The organism is Bifidobacterium moraviense (assembly GCF_012932365.1).
Taxonomy (GTDB): Bacteria; Actinomycetota; Actinomycetes; order Actinomycetales; family Bifidobacteriaceae; genus Bifidobacterium; species Bifidobacterium moraviense.
This window is the reverse complement of record NZ_JAAIIH010000004.1, coordinates 51,863-69,923: the sequence shown is the minus strand read 5'-3', so window position 1 is coordinate 69,923 and position 18,061 is coordinate 51,863. Positions and strand designations below refer to the sequence as shown.

15 protein-coding genes are annotated in these 18,061 nt (G+C 66.2%); all 15 read left to right on the top strand.

Annotated elements, in window-relative coordinates:
• The first annotated feature begins 606 nt into the window (after nucleotides 1-606).
• The 15 genes from G1C96_RS04300 (at nucleotide 607) to G1C96_RS04230 (ending at nucleotide 18,017) form a co-directional block, all read left to right on the top strand.
• Entirely contained in the window at nucleotides 607-1,653 is a 1,047-nt protein-coding gene (locus tag G1C96_RS04300; protein WP_169275424.1) for a LacI family DNA-binding transcriptional regulator, read from the top strand.
• Between the two features lie 8 nt (nucleotides 1,654-1,661).
• A complete protein-coding gene (locus G1C96_RS04295; RefSeq protein WP_169275423.1) occupies nucleotides 1,662-2,492 on the top strand; it encodes an alpha/beta hydrolase in 831 nt (276 codons plus the stop codon).
• Between the two features lie 251 nt (nucleotides 2,493-2,743).
• Entirely contained in the window at nucleotides 2,744-6,127 is a 3,384-nt protein-coding gene (locus G1C96_RS04290; protein ID WP_169275422.1) for a glycoside hydrolase family 2 TIM barrel-domain containing protein, read from the top strand.
• A 439-nt stretch (nucleotides 6,128-6,566) separates the two neighbouring features.
• Entirely contained in the window at nucleotides 6,567-7,925 is a 1,359-nt protein-coding gene (locus G1C96_RS04285; protein ID WP_169275421.1) for an ABC transporter substrate-binding protein, read from the top strand.
• Between the two features lie 185 nt (nucleotides 7,926-8,110).
• A complete protein-coding gene (locus G1C96_RS04280; RefSeq protein ID WP_169275420.1) occupies nucleotides 8,111-9,079 on the top strand; it encodes a carbohydrate ABC transporter permease in 969 nt (322 codons plus the stop codon).
• A gap of 1 nt (nucleotide 9,080) precedes the next feature.
• The gene (locus G1C96_RS04275) at nucleotides 9,081-9,980 is read left to right on the top strand and encodes a carbohydrate ABC transporter permease (protein ID WP_169275419.1); all 900 of its coding nucleotides are present in this window, start codon (nucleotides 9,081-9,083) and stop codon (nucleotides 9,978-9,980) included.
• Between the two features lie 485 nt (nucleotides 9,981-10,465).
• Nucleotides 10,466-10,684 (top strand): translation initiation factor IF-1, encoded by a 219-nt coding sequence (gene infA / locus G1C96_RS04270; RefSeq protein ID WP_004268611.1) that lies wholly within the window; start codon nucleotides 10,466-10,468, stop codon nucleotides 10,682-10,684.
• A 22-nt stretch (nucleotides 10,685-10,706) separates the two neighbouring features.
• On the top strand, nucleotides 10,707-10,820 hold the full coding sequence (rpmJ, locus tag G1C96_RS04265; RefSeq protein ID WP_003808136.1) for a 50S ribosomal protein L36: 114 nt from the start codon (nucleotides 10,707-10,709) through the stop codon (nucleotides 10,818-10,820).
• Between the two features lie 128 nt (nucleotides 10,821-10,948).
• Nucleotides 10,949-11,326, top strand: a complete 378-nt coding sequence (gene rpsM / locus G1C96_RS04260) for a 30S ribosomal protein S13 (protein ID WP_169275418.1) — start codon at nucleotides 10,949-10,951, stop codon at nucleotides 11,324-11,326.
• An 80-nt stretch (nucleotides 11,327-11,406) separates the two neighbouring features.
• Nucleotides 11,407-11,805: a 30S ribosomal protein S11 gene (gene rpsK, locus G1C96_RS04255; RefSeq protein ID WP_043164473.1), complete on the top strand. Its 399-nt coding sequence runs from the start codon at nucleotides 11,407-11,409 to the stop codon at nucleotides 11,803-11,805.
• Nucleotides 11,806-11,884: 79 nt separating this feature from the next.
• Complete coding sequence (locus tag G1C96_RS04250) at nucleotides 11,885-12,880, top strand: DNA-directed RNA polymerase subunit alpha (RefSeq protein WP_169275417.1); 996 nt, start codon at nucleotides 11,885-11,887, stop codon at nucleotides 12,878-12,880.
• Nucleotides 12,881-12,960: 80 nt separating this feature from the next.
• Nucleotides 12,961-13,455: a 50S ribosomal protein L17 gene (gene rplQ, locus G1C96_RS04245; protein ID WP_169275416.1), complete on the top strand. Its 495-nt coding sequence runs from the start codon at nucleotides 12,961-12,963 to the stop codon at nucleotides 13,453-13,455.
• Between the two features lie 269 nt (nucleotides 13,456-13,724).
• Nucleotides 13,725-14,642, top strand: coding sequence for a tRNA pseudouridine synthase A (locus G1C96_RS04240; protein WP_335341922.1), 918 nt, complete (start codon nucleotides 13,725-13,727; stop codon nucleotides 14,640-14,642).
• Nucleotides 14,643-14,844: 202 nt separating this feature from the next.
• On the top strand, nucleotides 14,845-17,031 hold the full coding sequence (locus G1C96_RS04235; protein ID WP_169275414.1) for a circularly permuted type 2 ATP-grasp protein: 2,187 nt from the start codon (nucleotides 14,845-14,847) through the stop codon (nucleotides 17,029-17,031).
• 185 nt (nucleotides 17,032-17,216) lie between these two features.
• A complete protein-coding gene (locus G1C96_RS04230; protein WP_169275413.1) occupies nucleotides 17,217-18,017 on the top strand; it encodes a transglutaminase family protein in 801 nt (266 codons plus the stop codon).
• Nucleotides 18,018-18,061 lie beyond the last annotated feature (44 nt).

The window sequence follows — 18,061 nt, the reverse complement described above, 5'->3', positions numbered from 1 at the left end:
TGTTGCCCGGGATGCCCGTGCGGTTCGGCGTCGATGCCGTTCCGCGGAATCCCGCGCAACGCGTCTCATCCGTGTCTCCGTGTCTCCGTGTCGCTGCGGCGCGACGCCGGTGATGCAACGTTGCATGGCCTACTTTTCCATTGCGGCAAGACAGTCGTTGCGAGACGGCGGCGGGTGCATGGGTCGTCGGACGTCACGCGGGCCGTACGTTGCGTCACGCGGACCGGGTATTGCGTCACGCGGACCGTGCGTCACCTGGGCCGTACCTTCGGAAAACGGCGATATTGCAGCGATTCCGCGATGCGCGGCCCGCGTGACGCGCGGTCCGCGTGACGTACGGCCCGTGTGCGGGAGAGTGTGTGACGGGAGCGTGCGTGATGGGAGTGTGCGCGTGGGAAGCGCGTGCGTCGGGAGCGTGCGCATGCGACGGTCCTGTGATGCGCGGCGCGGGTAATGCGCGCAGTGCGGACGATGCGTTGACAAACATCGGATCCCCTCTATATAGTGTGGGTAATCATTTACTTAGCATTCGAGTCCGGCGGCGCGGCCGGACGGTCCGTGGCGACGCGCGGGCGAACACAGACGAGCACGACGAGGAGCGTGGGCATGGCGGGAAGACGAGTCACGATGGCCGATGTGGCCAAGGAAGCGGGCGTGTCCATCAAGACCGTGTCGAACGCGATCAACGGCGTGGGCAACGTGCTGCCGAAGACGCAGAAGAAGGTGGACGACGCCGTGGCCAAGCTCGGCTACCGCATCGACACCGCCGCGCGGTACCTCAAGACCCGCCGCCACCAGACCATCGGTCTGGCCATCGGCGGCTTCGACAGCCCGTTCTACACGCAGCTGCTCGAGGGCGTGATCGAGGAGGCCACCGCACATGGCTTCACCGTGACCATCAGCACGTACAACCAGCTCGAGGGCGGCGTGGAGGAGCTGATCCGCGAGGCGCCGTACTCCAACGCCGACGGGTGGATCGTGTACGCCAGCCATCCGCTGAACAACGAGGGCGAGGTGCTGGAGGGCGATTATCCGATCGTGCAGTGCGGCAACTACACCGCGTTCGGCAAGGCCGACCTCATCACGCTCGACAACCGCGGCGCGCTCAAGGAGACCACGCAGCACCTGCTCGACCGCGGCGCCCGCCGCATCGCCGCGCTGTGCGCTCCGGAGGGGATCACGCGCGAGACGTACCACAAGAAGGACGCCGTGCGCGGCGCCGCGGTCATCGACCGCCTCGAGGGATACTTCGACGCGCTGCGCGACAACGACGTGCCGATCGACTGGGATCTGGTGCCGGACGGACGGCGCTGGACGCTGGGCGGCGGCGCGTCCGCCGTGGAGGACATGCTGCGGGCCGGGACGAAGCCGGACGCGATCGTGTGCTACAACGATTCGTCGGCGCTGGGCGCGCTCTACGAGCTGCAGCTGCGCGGCGTGAAGGTGCCCGAGGACGTGCAGGTGATCGGCTTCGACAACATCGCGGAAAGCCGGTTCTCCTCGCCGTCGCTCACCACCGTGGACCCGATGTGGAAGGACTATGCCAAGATGTGCGTCACGCGTCTGCTGGCGCGCATCAACGGCGACGATTCGCCGTACGCCACCATCGCGCTGCATCCACGCCTGGTGGAGCGCGACTCGACCAGAAAGTGAGCTGCATCATGCCCGTCACGCATCCACAAGTCCATTACGTCGAGGGCTCGGACCTCGACTCCCAGCTGCTGTACGTCGTCACGCCGGACGGCGAGGCGCCCGCGCACGGCTGGCCGCTGGTCGTCTACGTGCACGGCGGCGGCTGGGAGCACGGCAACTTCCCTGCCGGCGAGCCGATCGAGGTGGAGGGACGCCCGATCTTCCCGGCGATGCTGGCGGCCGGCTACGCGCTCGCGTTCGTCAACTACCGGCTCACGGACGAGGCGCTCTGGCCGGCGCAGATCCTCGACTGCAAGGCCGCGATCCGCCATCTGCGCGCGCACGCCGGCGAGTACGGCGTGGATCCGGCGCGCATCGCCGCGTACGGGTCGTCGTCCGGCGCGCATCTGGCGCAGTTCCTGGGCGTCACCAACGGCGACGAACGATACGAGGACCGCGCCATGGGCTCGCCGGAGGCGTCGAGCGACGTGCGGGCGGTGCTCTCCAGCTACGGCATCAGCGACGTGAGCGCGTGGCTGGTGCCGCCGAGCGCCAACGCGAACGGCGACTTCATCGAACGCTTCCTGGGGCGCGGATACACGCGTGAGTCGGCGCTCGAGGCGAGCCCCGTGGCGCACGTGGGGGAGCGGTCGGCTCCGGTGCCGATGCTGCTGGCGCATGCGCAGGACGATCCGGTGGTCAACTGGGACATGACGCCGACGATGGAACGCGCGCTGCGCGCGGCCGGCGGCGCCGTGGTGAGCTGGTATCCGCCCACCGGCGGGCACGGGCACGACGACGTGTTCCAGAACGAGCGGGCCGTCACGCTGTACATCGGATTCCTGGCGCGCTATCTGTGACCGCCTCCCGTGGCGCGGCGCGGACGTGCCGCGCCCGGTGACGCGTTGCCGTCGGGGCGCGTGCAACACATATGCAACGGGCATGCGCCGACGCTGCGATCAACATACAACGACGGTAATGCTCACGTGTTTGACATGCATAAAAACCTTGGCTATAGTGCAGGTAAACGGTTACTTCACGAAGTGTCAACGAAGCACGATGCGCGCGATGAACCGGGACCATGTCAGGCAACGAAGCGAGATGACCCCCAATGAGCCAAGCAGCCACCCTTTATTTCCACCACGGATGGAAGTTCCAATGCGCCGACGCCTTCCCGATCCGCGAGGCGCTCGCCCGGTGGCGCGACGCCGACGGCCGGGACGTCTTCGACCCCGCCTACGACGACGCCTCGTGGCAGTCCGTCGCGCTGCCCCACACCTTCAACGACGTCGACATCTTCCGCGACCGCATCCTCGACGGCGGCAGCCGGCAGAAGCGCTGCGCCGCCTTCTACCGCAACCGGCTCACCGTCCCGCCCGAGCACCGCGGGCAGAAGGTGATCCTCGAATTCGAAGGCATCCGCCAGACCTGCTACCTCTACGTCAACGGCACGCTCGCCGGCTACGTGGAGAACGGCGTCGCGCCGTTCGGCATCGACGTCACGTCGCTCATCGACGACGAGCGCCCGAACCAGATCACCGTCGTCACCGACAACACCAGCTCGCGCAACCTGCCCTTCTACGGCGCGGAAACCCCCAACAGGGACGGCGTCGAACCCGGCTCCTACATCGCGCGCGGCGAAGGCGACGTGCCCGCAGGCCACCCGGAAGGCACCCCGTTCTTCTGGAACACCAACGACTTCAACCCCACGCTCGGCGGCATCACGCGTCCGGTCAAGGTGCACTTCAAGCCCTACGCCTACCTCACCCTGCCGCTGTACTCCAACCTGCGCACCAAGGGCACGTACGTCACCGCGTCGGACTTCGATCTGAGCGATCCCGCCGCGCCGAAGGCCAGGATCACCGTGGAATCCGAAGTGCGCAACGAGCGTGACGACGCCGTCGAAGCGCGGCTCAAGGTGGTTATCCGCACGCTGGACGGCGTCGAGGTCGCCTCGTTCGCCTCCGCGCCGCAGACCATCGCCGCGGTCGGCACGCTCGACCAGCCGCCGTCCATCACGCCCGACGACGCCTACGCATGGAACGAGCAGGAGCAGCGCTACGTCGCCGTCGACGACGAGGACGCCGTCAGGCCCACCGTCACCGATTCGCGCGCCGTGTCGGTCATGCAGGCGCAGAGCGAAGCCGTGCCGCTGCGCCTGTGGTCGCTCGACGACCCGTACCTGTACCGCGTCACCGTGACGCTGGAGGTCAGCGGCGAGGACGCGGACGAGACCGTCATCGAAACCGGATTCCGCAAGATCGGCTACGACAACGCCAAGGGCGTCACCATCAACGACGTGCCGGTGTGGCTGCGCGGCTACGCGCAGCGCGCCACCAACGAATGGTCCGCCACCGGCATCGCCGCCGCATGGATGAAGGACGAGGACGCCGCGCTGATCCGCGCCTCCAACGCCAACCACGTGCGCTGGATGCACGTGGCCGCCAGTCCGGCGGACGTCGCCGCCTACGACGCGCACGGCGTGGTATGCACGCAGCCCGCAGGCGACAAGGAGAAGGAGACGTTCGGACGCCAGTGGGACCAGCGCGTCGAGCTCATGCGCGACGTCATCATCGCGTTCCGCAACAACCCGAGCATCGTGTTCTGGGAGGCCGGCAACAACTCGCTGCACGCCAACCACATGCACGAGATGCTCCAGCTCAAGCGCCTGCTCGACCCCCGCGGCGGCCGGTTCATGGGATGCCGCACGCTCAACACCGAGGAGACCGTCGCCGAATCCGAATACGTGGGCACGATGCTCAACCGTCATGCGGCGCGCTTCATCGCCGAGCACGGACCCGTCACCGAAACCGAATACGCCCGCGAGGAGGCGCCGGGACGCATCTGGGACGACTACACCGGCCCCGACTACGACTACCGCAACAAGTGGATCGGCGTGGGCGGACGCAAGGGCCCGGGCGTCGACTTCTACGACCTGACCGCCGAAGGCCTGGCGCTCGCGGACGCGCACGGCTACGCCGAGTTCTTCAACGACCGTCTCGGCGGCGGCTCGCATCGCGACCTGTACGCCGCCGCGGCGGCGCTGTGCTGGACGGATTCGGCGCAGCACGGACGCCAGTCGTATTCGGAGAACGCGCGCATGTCCGGACGCGTGCGCCCCGACCGCGTGCGCAAGCAGAACTTCGACGTGTTCCGCGTCATGCAGAGCGAGGCGCCGGCGGTGAAGATCGTGGGGCACTGGAACTACGAGCCGGCGAACACGGCGCACGAAGGGCCGGTCTACCGCTACGAGAAGAAGCGGTTCAACGGCAGGTTCTGGGAAGGCGCCGGCGAATTCGGCTATCGCGACCCCACCGACAAGACCGTGTATGCGATCGCCAGCTACCCGGTGGCCCGCGTCGAGCTGCTCGTCAACGGCGAGAAGGTGGGGGAGTGCGACAGCCCCACCGATACGTTCGTCTTCGCGTTCGAGCACGTGGACGTGACCCGCTCCGGCGCCGTGGAGGCCGTGGCGTACGGCTACGACGGCCGGGAAGTCGCCCGCGACCGCATCGAGACCGCCGGCAAGCCGACGCGTCTGGTGCTTGAGCCGCATGCGGCGCCGGGCGGTCTGCGCGCCGACGGCGAGGATCTCGCCTGGATCGACGTGACGGTGGTGGACGATCAGGGGCGCGTATGCCCGCTGGCCAGCGACCGCATCGACTTCTCGCTGGAGGGCCCGGCGACGTTCCTCGGCGGCTACAACGAGGGGCGGTTCGACGACCGTGTCGACGGCAGGCCGGACGACAGCGTGATCCACACGAGCCATGTGTTCGCCGACTGCGGCCTCAACCGCGTGTTCCTGCGCGCCGGCGAGACGCCGGGCGTCGTGCGCGTCACGGCGTCGATGGACGGCGTGCCGCAGGCCGTGGCGCGGATCCGCACGGTGACCGCCGACCTGTCGCCGCTGAGCGACGAGGCGCCGGCGCGCTCCTATGCGCGGTATGCGCCCGTCGCGCCGCTGCCGACACGCGAGTTCCCGCCGAACAAGGCCGCCGACAAGGCGAAGTACGTGCCGCCGAGCGAGGACTTCTGCAAGATCCTCATCGACGGCCAGGAGCCGGATTCGCGCATGGTGCCCACCGTGAACAAGAACGGCGCGGTGTGGGGCAACGTGATGGTGGTGCTCGAACGCATGACCATGCAGTGCGGCGACCGGTTCACGTATGCGTGGGATCCGGCTGCGGGAACGCTGACGCTGCGCTCCGGCGGACACGTGGTGCAGGCGCAGGTGGGGCGCACCCATCTGCTCGTGGACGGCAGGGAGAACCTCATGGACGGCGAGCCGTACCTGTCGCCGCGCGGCGACGTGGTGATGGAGGTTGCGGCGCTGGTGAGTTGGATCGAGGACGTGACCGTGCAGTACGACGAGCGCGTGCATGTGCTGCGCGTGGACACCGGCGCGCTGGACGGCGGCGACGCGTTCACGCCGGCCGCGATGGAGATCTCCGCCGTCCCCTCGCCGTCCTCGCTGGCGCGTGCGACCGTGCGCTGAGCGCCGCCTGAGGCCCATGCATGACGTCGGCCGTCCCGTGAACGAGCGGGGCGGCCGACGTCATGTCGTTCCGTGCCGAAGACCGGGCGGCGGACGGGCGGCGACCGATCGGGGCGGGGTCGATCGGGAGCCGGGTCGATCGGAGGCTGGACTGATTGGAAACATAGGGCAACCGCCCCGCGTGTCCTATGAAAACGATGTAGCGTACAACGTTGTAAAGGGTCGGAGTCGTTGGTTTTCCAAGGATTCCAATGCAAGAAAAACAAGCAGTGCCGCAACAAAGGGAAGTTTGTGGTTGACAAAACTTCCGACGTTGTAATACAATCATTGCAACAGTTCGGAAGAGAACTGCACAGAGCTTGAGAGCCAACGATTACATGCGCAGTGGCATGTGACGGGTTCGTCAACGATCGGCGCTGACGCCGAGAAGGAGAGAATCATGAAATCCACGAAGCTCACCGGGGCCGTAGCCATCCTTGCCGCCGGAACGATGATGCTCGGCGCCTGCGGCTCCAACGGAGCCGGTGCGGGAGGCAAGACCGAGGCGTTCGACCCGAACGCGAAGACCGAGATCAGCTTCGCCGGCTGGTCGCTGAGTTCCTCGATCGAGTTCCAGACCCTCGCCGACGCGTTCATGGCCAAGTATCCGAACGTCAAGGTGAACATCAAGGAATACAGCTCCGACTCCTACGACAAGCAGATGACCGCCGATCTGGCCTCCCAGAAGGTCCCCGAGGTCTTCCCGCTCAAGTCGATGACCAGCTACTACACCTACGCCAAGGACGCCAAGGGACTCGCGGACCTGACCGACATCGCCAAGTCCTTCGACTCCTCCCACCTGGACGTCTCCACGCACGAGATCGACGGCAAGTACTACGGCCTGCCGTACCGCCGTGACCTGTGGGTGCTCTACTACAACAAGGACATGTTCGAGAAGGCCGGCGTGGCCACCCCGGACGGCACCTGGACTTGGGACGACTACATCAGGACCGCCGAGGAGCTCAAGCAGAAGCTGCCCGCCGCCGGCTACGGCGACGACGTGTACCCCACCTTCACGTGGAACAAGCAGGCGTTCGTGCAGGACTTCGCCCTCAACCAGACGCAGAAGGACCCGAAGGCCGCCAAGCTCTCCGGCAAGTACGACTTCTTCAAGCCCTACTACGAGCGCGCGCTCAAGCTGCAGGACGAGGGCCTGACCCTGAGCTACAACACCATCACCTCCACCAAGGTGACCTATCAGGGCCAGTTCGGCACCCAGAAGGTGGCCATGTTCCCCACCGGCTCCTGGTACCCGGCCACGCTGCTGAGCCAGCAGAAGTCCGGTGACTCCCAGAAGTTCAACTGGGGCATGGCTCCGGTGCCGCAGAACCCGGACAAGTCCACCAACACGCAGACGGACAAGCCCGTCACCGTGGCCGGCGCCACCGGTCTGGCGGTCTCCGCCTTCGCCACCGGCCAGAAGGCCGCCGCGGCCCGCGAGTTCGCCAAGTTCGCCGTCGGCGAGGAGGGCGCCGTGGCGCTCGCCAAGAACGGCGTGAACCCGGCCTACATCTCCGACAAGGTCACCGAGGCGTTCTTCTCCGTGGAGGGCATCCCGAACGACGATCTGAGCAAGGCCGCGTTCTCCGACTACGACACCAAGCAGTCCACGCCCGTCATCACCGGCACCGCGGTCTCCAAGGTCACCTCGCTGCTCGGCGACGCGCACTCCTCGATCATGACCGAGACCGCCACCGTGGATCAGGCCCTGGCCGACGCCGAGCAGAAGATCGCGGACAGCGGCGTGCTCAGCAAGTAGGCAGGCAGTCCTCCTCCTTCCGTTTCCCAACCGCAGCGAGGCCGGCGTCCCGGCACGTCTCTCCGCCGGGCGCCGGCCTCGCCGCGCCTTCCGTCCCCATCATCTCTCTCATCCGTCATATCCCACCACATCCAACCGGCCCGCATCTCGCGGGGCGGCATGAACCAACACAAAGGAGTTGTGCCATGACCAACAGCACAACCGGCATGGCCGCGGCGACCGGACCCGTCGCCCCGGGCCGCGACAACGCGAAGGAACTGGACAAGGCCTTCCGGGTCGTGCACAGGCGCAACATCCGCAACGGCCTGATCTTCATCGCCCCGAACTTCATCGGCTTCGCGGTGCTCATCATGTTCCCGGTGCTCACGCTGTTCTACATCTGCTTCAGCGAGTGGAGCGCGTTCGGCGACCCGACCTTCACCGGCGCGGCGAACTGGATCCGCCTCGCCAAGGACGACCTGTTCTGGACGGCGTTCTGGAACACCTGCTACTACGCGCTGGTGCACATCCCGCTCACCCTGGCCATCGGCTTCGGCTTGGGCGTACTGCTCAACTCGAAGCTCAAGGGCCGCGCGTTCTTCCGCACCGCCGCCTACTTCCCGTACATCACGTCGATCGTGGCCGCCGCGCAGGTGTGGAACATGATGTTCGACCCGAACTCCGGCCCGATCAACCAGTTCATCCGCGTCTTCACCGGCGGCGCGGACGGCTGGGCCCCCGGCTGGCTGTCCACCACGCAGTGGGCCATGCCCGCCGTGATCATCGTGGGCACGTGGCGCGAGGTGGGATACTTCATGATCCTCATCCTCGCCGGCCTGCAGACCATCCCCACCGAGCTGTACGAGGCCGCCCGCGTGGACGGCGCCAACGGATGGCAGCAGTTCTGGAAGATCACGGTGCCGATGATGCGCCCCACGCTGTTCTTCGTCATGGTCACGCTGACCATCAACTCGTTCCGCGTCCTCGACCTGACCCTCGTCATGACCGAGGGCGGCCCCGGCACCGCCACCATGGTGCTCGCGCAGTACGCCTACGACACCGCGTTCCAGGACTACGAGTTCGGCTACTCCGGCGCCATCTCCATCGTGCTCTTCGCGATGTGCATGGTCGTCACCATCATCCAGTTCGTCTACAACAACATCAAGGAGAAGTGAGATGAGCGCCGCGATTCCCTACACCCCGGCCGGCACCGTCCATTCGGCCGACATCCCGTTCAACAGAAGGCCCGTCAGTCCGCTGAAGGTCGCGGCCACGGCGGTCGGCTACGTGATCATGATCGTCATCGCCGCGTTCACGCTGCTGCCGTTCGTGTGGATGGTGCTCTCGTCGGTCAAGAACAACAACGAGATCTTCACCGTCCCGCTCAAGTGGCTGCCCGACGTGTGGCACTGGGAGAACTACGGGCTGATCTGGCAGAAGGCCGACCTGCTGGGCTGGACCAAGAACACGATCATCCTGGCGGTGGCCGTGACGCTGCTGCAGATCGTGACCGGATCGTTCGCCGCCTACGGCTTCTCCAAGATCAGGTTCGCCGGACGCGACGTGCTGTTCCTGTGCTACATCGCCACGATGGCCGTGCCGTGGCAGTCCTACATGATCCCGCAGTTCAAGATGCTCTCCAGCTGGGGCCTGTCCGATTCGCTGCCCTCGATCATCCTCATGCAGTCGTTCTCCGCGTTCGGCGTGTTCATGATGAAGCAGTTCTACGACACCATTCCCGAGGAGCTCTCCGAGGCGGCCCGCATCGACGGCCTGAGCGAGTTCGGCATCTACGGGCGCATCATCCTGCCGCTGTCCGGCCCGTCCATCGCCGCGCTGGGCATCATCACGTTCACCAACGCGTGGAACGAGTACATGCAGCCGTTGATCTACCTGCGCTCCCCGGAGCTGTGGACCATCCAGATCGGCCTGAAGACGTTCATCGGCGAGTACTCCGCCTCGTACGACATGATCATGACCGGCTCGGTGCTCTCCGTCCTGCCGATCCTCGTGGTCTTCCTCTTCGGTCAGAAGTACTTCATCGAGGGCATCGCCACTTCGGGAATGAAGGGCTGACGCGTTTACGCGGAGCCCAGTGGGCTCCGCGTAGCGTCAGCCTGAGCGCCCGCTAAGGGCGCGAAGGTAACGATGAGTCTCGCCGTAGGCGAGTCAGTAATTGCAGGGCCGGAGGCGAGCCGTTACGGGGAGCCCGGTGGGCTCCCTCGCAGGTTCAGCCTGAGTGCCCGCATCACCATCCACCCGTCTTCTGGAGGTCGCCCAATACGTCGATGCTTTCTTTCCTTACCTTTCCTTCCGCCGGTGCGCCGCATGGTCCTTCGCCATGCGGCGCACCGGTTTTTCGCACATCCGGCCCCGAATTCCCGGGGTTCCTTGGCCGCCCGCGCCCGCCCGTGCTATAGTGTCCTCGTACAGACGCCCGGAGAGGCTCCGCGGGCGCGACACGCCGTTGTGTCATTTGAAGCTTTCTGGTAGAGTCGCAGTTTGGCGTGTCTTTTGACATGCCGCAATGTAATCAGACCAACGAACGGAAACTGAGGCTCATGGCAAAAGACGGTGTGATTGAAGTCGAAGGTCGGGTGGTGGAGGCACTGCCGAACGCGATGTTCCGCGTCGAACTCGAGAACAAGCACATCGTGCTCGCCACCATCTCCGGCAAGATGCGCAAGAACTACATTCGCATCCTTCCGCAGGATCGCGTGGTGCTTGAGATGAGCCCCTACGATCTGAACCGCGGTCGCATTACGTACCGTTACAAGTAAAAGGTACAAGCAAAGGAAAACCATGAAGGTCAGCCCTAGCGTGAAGAGGATCTGCGAGAACTGCCGCGTGATCCGCCGTCACGGCCGCGTCATGGTGATCTGCGTCAACCCCCGCCACAAGCAGCGTCAGGGCTGAGAGCAGATTCCAGCGGCAATACCATCAGGCGCTGAGTCACAGCGAAAGCTGAACCCCGGGTACGCAGGCCCGGGCCGGGAGACCGGGCGACTCGGTGCACGACCTGCGTGAACACAGAAGGAATCGCAATGGCACGTCTTGCCGGAGTCGACATCCCCAATGAGAAGCGCATTGAAATCGCCCTCACCTACATTTTCGGTGTCGGTCGTACCCGCGCGAAGAAGACCCTTGAGGCCACCGGCATCAGCCCGGACATCCGCGTCAAGGATCTCACCGACGAGCAGCTGATCACGCTGCGTGACTACCTGGAAGCCAACTTCAAGATCGAGGGCGATCTGCGTCGTGAGATCGACGCCGACATTCGCCGCAAGATCCAGATCAACTGCTACCAGGGTCAGCGTCACCGCCGCGGTCTGCCCGTCCGCGGTCAGCGCACCAAGACCAACGCTCGTACCCGCAAGGGTCCGAAGCGCACCGTCGCCGGAAAGAAGAAGGCCACCAAGTAAGGTCGGCCCGTCCGGACCACGGGACGCGAGTCCCATCGCCCGGACAATAGTGAACATTCGTTATTAGGAAACGAGGGTCAATGGCAGCTCCCAAGCAAGCCGCACGCAAGCCCCGTCGTCGCGATCGCAAGTCGATCCCGGTCGGGCAGGCGCACATCAAGTCCACTTTCAACAACACCATCATCTCCATCACGGATCCGTCCGGCGCGGTTGTGTCCTGGGCGTCCGGTGGTGACGTCGGCTTCAAGGGCTCCCGCAAGTCCACGCCGTACGCCGCCGGCATGGCCGCCGAGTCGGCCGCCCGCAAGGCCATGGAGCACGGCCTGAAGAAGGTCGACGTCTTCGTCAAGGGCCCGGGCTCCGGTCGCGAGACCGCCATCCGTTCCCTGCAGTCCGCGGGTCTCGAGGTCGGTTCCATCACCGACGTCACCCCGCAGGCCCACAACGGCGTTCGTCCCCCGAAGCGCCGTCGCGTCTGAGCACTGAGAAGAACCCAATCGTCCACCCGCTTCGCGCCGGTGAGGTGCACAACCGGCCAAAGCTGAAAGGATAACCAAAGTGCTGATCGCACAGCGTCCGACATTGACTGAGGAAGTAGTCAATCCCCAGCGCTCCCGTTTCACGATCGAGCCTCTCGAGCCCGGTTTCGGCTACACGCTTGGCAACTCGCTGCGCCGTACCCTCCTGAGCTCCATCCCGGGAGCGGCGGTGACGTCGGTGCGCATCTCCGGTGCCCTGCACGAGTTCACCACTCTGCCGGGCGTCGTGGAGGATGTCACCGAGATCCTGCTGAACATCAAGGGAATCGTGCTCACCAGCGAGTACGACGAGCCGGTCGTCATGTATCTGCGCAAGAACGGCAAGGGCGAGGCCACCGCGGGGGACATCACCCCTCCGGCCGGCGTCACCATCGCCAACCCGGATCTCCACATCGCCACCCTCGCTGAGGACGGCGAGCTGGAGATCGAATTCACCGTTGAGCGTGGCCGTGGTTATGTCCCGGCTCAGCTGAACAAGCAGGATAACGGCGAGATCGGTCGAATCCCGGTGGATTCGATTTACTCCCCGGTGCTCAAGGTGAGCTACAAGGTCGAGGCCACCCGCGTGGAACAGCGCACCGACTTCGACAAGCTCATTCTGGACGTCGAAACCAAGCCCGCCATCACCCCGCGCGACGCCGTGGCGTCCGCCGGTTCCACCCTGGTGGAGCTCTTCGGCCTGTGCCGCGAGCTCAACACCCAGGCGGAAGGCGTGGAGGTCGGACCGGCTCCGGTGGTCGAGGAGACCAACCCGGAGATGGCCGTGTCGATCGAGGACCTCAACCTCACGCAGCGCAGCTACAACTGCCTCAAGCGCGAGGGCATCCACACCATCGGCGAGCTGGTCTCCCACACTGAGCAGGATCTGCTCGACATCCGCAATTTCGGTATGAAGTCCATCGACGAGGTCAAGGAGAAGCTGCAGTCCCTCGGTCTGTCGCTGAAGACCTCCCCGCTGGGCTTCGACACCACCAACCTCGAAGGCGGCACGTTCTTCTCGCCGGAAGACGAGTGATCGCCCCACCTTCGATCAACACCATGCGGGCGGACGTTCGGGCGTCTGCCCACCTGCCCGCATGGATATAAGGAGATAACATGCCTACACCCAAGAAGGGCCCGCGTCTGGCTTCCAGCCCCGCCCACGAGCGCCTGATGCTCGCGAACATGGCCACCAGCCTGTTCCAGCACGGCCGCATCACCACCACGCTGCCGAAGGCCAAGCGCCTTCGTCCGCTGGCCGAGCGCCTGATCACCTTCGCCAAGCGCGGTGATCTGCACTCCCGCCGTCGCGTGATGCGCGTCATCCGCAACAAGTCCGTGGTGCACGCCCTCTTCACCGAGATCGCCGAGCAGATGGAGCAGCGCGAAGGCGGCTACACCCGCATCGTGAAGATCGCCCCGCGCAAGGGCGACAACGCTCCGGCCGCGATCATCGAGCTCGTCACCGAGCCGGTCGCCAAGAAGGCCGTCGTGAAGGAAGCCGAGGCCGCCGCCAAGGTCGCCGAGCCGGCTGAGACCGCTCCCGTGACCGAGGCCACCGAGGCTCCGGCCGAGACCGCGGAGACCACCGAGGCCGAGAAGGCCGAGTGAGCCCAGCGGCTCGAGCCAGCAGCTCGCTGAGCTGAAACGGCATCGAGGGCCGTCGAATCCATGATCGGATTCGGCGGCCCTTTCGCATATTCGCGTACGCGAGCATTCGCGCTGCGGATCAGCGAGCGGCACTTGCCTAGTGCTGCGGATCGGTACGGTTTCGGACGCGCAGGAGAGGGACAGCGTCCGTTGTCGTATCCCCGGACGTGACGCGTGCCGTTGTTCCGCGCGAGCCCGAGCCGCATCGCCGGTATGCGACAATGGGGGGCGTGATACGACTGAGAATCGACTTCGGCTACGACGGCGGCGCGTTCTACGGGTGGGCGAAGCAGCCCGCGCTGCGCACCGTGCAGGGGGAGTTCGAGGCGGCGCTGGCGAAGATCCTGCGGCTGCCCGCGGACGACCCGCGCCTGAGGCTTACCGTGGCCGGGCGCACCGACACCGGCGTGCACGCGCTGCATCAGGTGTGCCATCTGGACGTGGACGACGCGGCGATCGCGGCGTGCGTGGGACACATGGACGTCGAGCCGGTGGAGGCGCTGCGGCGACGTCTGACGCGCGTGCTGCCGTCGGACATCGCGCTGCACCGCGTGAGCGTGGCGCCGGAAGGCTTCGACGCGCGCTTCTCCGCGCTGGAACGCACCTACGTGTATCGCGTCTGCGACGCCGGGACGCTCAGGGATCCCAGGATGCGCGGCTTCGTGCTGCGCGTGGACGATGCGCTCGACGTGGACGCCATGAACGAGGCCGCCGCGATGACGATCGGTCTGCACGACTTCGGCTCGTTCGCCACGCCGAACCCCGGCGGCACCACGATCCGCGAGGTCAAATACGCGCACTGGGACCGCGTGCCCGTCCGGCCGCTGGTCGCCGCCGGACCCGATGCCGTATCCGATGCCGTCGCGCACTACGTGACGCCGACCGCCGAATCGGGCCTGCTGTGCTTCACCATCGTGGCCGACGCCTTCGCGCGCAACATGGTCCGCTCGCTCGTGGGCGCCTGCCTGCGCGTGGGCACCGGCCGGCGCGACGTGGCATGGTTCCGCGGCAAGATGGCCGAGCCGAAGCGCGAGGGGGAGTCCGGACCGTGCCCGCCGCAGGGCCTCACGCTCGAGCACGTGGCCTATCCGCCGGACGACCGGCTCGCCGCGCGCGCCGAGGCCATCCGCGCGGTGCGCACGCTGTAGACGCCGTTCGTCGCCGCCGTCCGTCGCGACGCCGCGGTACGCCGCACCCGCCAGCCGCCCGGCATTAGCATGCCCGTAACACAATCGCGTGCTTCCGGTAACCGCGCGCGCCTAGCGTTGCCCTCATCACCTACGCCGAGGGGCGTGGTCGGTCCATGTCCGGAGACGGGGAAGCCGAGAGGCACGAGGTAAGGAGCGCGAGATGGTCGAGTCGGTCGCACAGAAGTTGGCAGCGGAGCTGGTGAACCGCCGGGAGGCCATCAACCGCGAGCTGGGACGCAACGGCGTGCGCTTCGGCATCTACAAGAACGGCACGTACCACGACCAGCTGTTCCCGTACGACCCGATTCCGCGCATCATCGAATCGGACGAGTTCGACGAGCTGGAGAAGGGCCTCAAGCAGCGCGTCAACGCCCTGAACGCGTACCTCAAGGACATCTACTCGGACAAGCGCATCATCCACGACGGCGTGATCCCGGAGGAGTACGTGTACACGTCCGCCGGCTACTTCCCGCAGGTCAACGGCGTGACGCCCCCGGCCGGCATCTTCGCGCACATCGCCGGCGAGGACCTGGTGCAGGGCGAGGACGGGCGCTGGTGGGTGCTCGAGGACAACCTGCGCATCCCGTCCGGCGCCAGTTACCCGCTGTTCGTGCGCGACATCGAACGCCGCATCGCGCCCACGCTGTTCCGCGACGTGCACATCCGCGACAACCGCGCCTACCCCACGCTGCTGCGCAAGTCGATGGACTTCGTCTCCACCGAGGGCATCGCCGTGGTGCTCACGCCGGGCCGCTACAACTCCGCGTTCTTCGAGCACGCGTACCTGGCCGAGAAGACCGGCGCCGTGCTCGCCTTCCCCGAGGACCTCGAGGTGGAGGGCAACAAGCTGTGGTTCGTGGATTACTCCGGCGCCAAGCACCGCGTGGGCGTGGTGTACCGTCGCCTGTCCGACGAATACCTCGACCCGTTCGCGTTCAACCCGGACTCGGTGATCGGCGTGCCGGGCCTGCTGTCCGCGTACCGCGCCGGCAACGTGGCGATCATGAACGCGCCGGGCAACGGCGCCGCCGACGACAAGGCGATCTACTACTTCGTGCCCGCGATGATCCAGTACTACCTGCACGAGGACCCGATCCTGCACAACGCGCCCACGTACATGCCGATGTTCGAGTCGGACCGCAAGGAGGTGCTGGACCGTCTGGGCGAGCTCGTCATCAAGGACGTGGCGGAGGCCGGCGGCTACGGCGTGGTGTTCGGCTCCTCCCTGGACGCGCAGCGGCGCGAGGAGCTGGCCGAGCGCATCAAGGCCGAGCCGCGCCGGTTCATCGCGCAGGAGGTGGTGCAGTTCCGCGACCTGGCGGTGGTGGATCCGGCCAGCGGCGAGGTGGTGCCGCGCAAGGCCGACCTGCGCGCGTTCGTGGTGACCGGCAAGGACACGCACGTGTGGTACTCGGGACTGACACGCTACTCGTCCGTCCCCGGGCAGATGATCGTCAACTCCTCGCAGGGCGGCGGCTTCAAGGACACGTGGGTCATGGCGCCGGAGACGGAGGCCGAAGGCGATCTGGACCAGTCGCGCGAACGCGAGAAGATCGCCGTCAACGCCGAATACGCGCGCCACTCGCTGGCGCTCGTCACCTCGTCCAAGACGGACACGCTGTACTGGCTGGGCCGCTACACCGAGCGCGTGTTCACCACGATCAAGCGCTTCTTCCCGTTCTACGACCAGGTGATGGACACCGACGTGGATGCGTTCCGCCCGTTCGCGCGCGCCCTCGACCTGCCGGAGGACTTCGCCGACTTCGACGCGTTCATCCACAGCTTCCTGTACGACGAGACGAACCCCGATTCGGTGCGCTCCGCCATCAGGGCAGCGTTCAACAACGCGGTGATCCTGCGCCCCGAACTCGGCTCCGACATGCTGCAGTACGTGGAGATGTCGCTCGCGGACATCGTGGACGCCTCGCGCCGCGCCGCCAACGCCGAGGACATCTACAAGCAGCGCGACATCACGGACAACATGCTCGCCTTCTGGGGCGGCATCGAGAACTCCACCGTGGACCCCACGCTCAAGGCGTTCATCTTCATCGGCAAGTACGTGGAGCGCATCGACCTGTACACGCGCTTCGGACTGCCCAAGGAGCAGCTCGTCCCACCGCTCAGGAAGCTCGCGTCGTACGCGATGGCGCTGGACGGCATGCCGCTGCCGCAGTGCTTCGCCGACGGCATCTCGTGGCTGCTGGGGCAGATGCCGGTGCGCGGCTACGGCGACATGTCCGAGACGCTCTCCAGGTTCCTCGACGGGTTCGAAGGGCGCATCAGCGCGAGCCGCCTGCGCGACATCGGCATGATCAGCGCCATGAACATGGATGCCAGCAAGATCTGAGGTCCGGGGGAATCGGATGCCGGAGCTCCGGGCGAGGCCTCGGACGCGATCTCATACAATGAGACCGGAGGCGCCGTCCGCGTTGTACGGGGAATCGGAAGTCTGATACCCTAGTCGGTCGCGGTCGCCCGGAACGCGGCGCCGCGACAGGCGTCCACACCCATCGGAATCGAGAGGCTGAACACGTGAAGAAGCTGGTATTCGACTATCAGATGAAGCTGTCCTTCAGTTCGCCCGTGACCGATCACCGCTTCCAGCTGCGCTGCATCCCCGCCACGGGGCCGCGCCAGCAGGTGGTGGACGTGGAGGTGAAGATCGACCCGCACGTGGAGCTGGAGACCACCATCGACTCGTTCGACTCCGTGGTGATGACCGGCTACCTGCCGGAGGCCCACTCGCACTTCAACTACACCGTCACCGGCATCGCGTTCGTGGACAACGAGCACATCAAGCCGGAGATCTACAAGCCGCTCTACCGCTTCGACTCGGCGCTCACCGTGCCCGGTCCCGCCTTGACCGCGCTCACCGAACGATGCAAGGACCGCCTGCGCCGCGAATCCAACACCGGCTCGCCCGTCGCCGTAGCCACCATCATCATGGACGAGGTCTACAAGGCGTTCACCTACACGCCGCTGTCCACCACCATCCGCACCACCGCCGAGCAGGCGCTCGCGCAGGGCAAGGGCGTGTGCCAGGACTACGCGCACGTGATGCTCGCCGTCTGCCGCCACGTGGGGCTCACCGCGCGCTACATCGCCGGTCTGCTCAACGGCGAGGGCGCCACGCACGCCTGGGTGGAGGTGTACCACAAGGACCGTTGGATCGGCCTCGACCCCACGCACAACCGTCTGGTGGACGACAACTACATCACCATCGCCCATGGGCGCGACTACCGCGACTGCATGCTGGACATCGGCATCTTCTCCGGCGTGGACGTCAAGCAGGAGCAGTGGGTGAACGCCTCGGTGCACGAGCCGAAGATCTGAGCGCGGCGGGGCTGCTGAGTCGGCCGCATGGCCCGTCGCCGCAA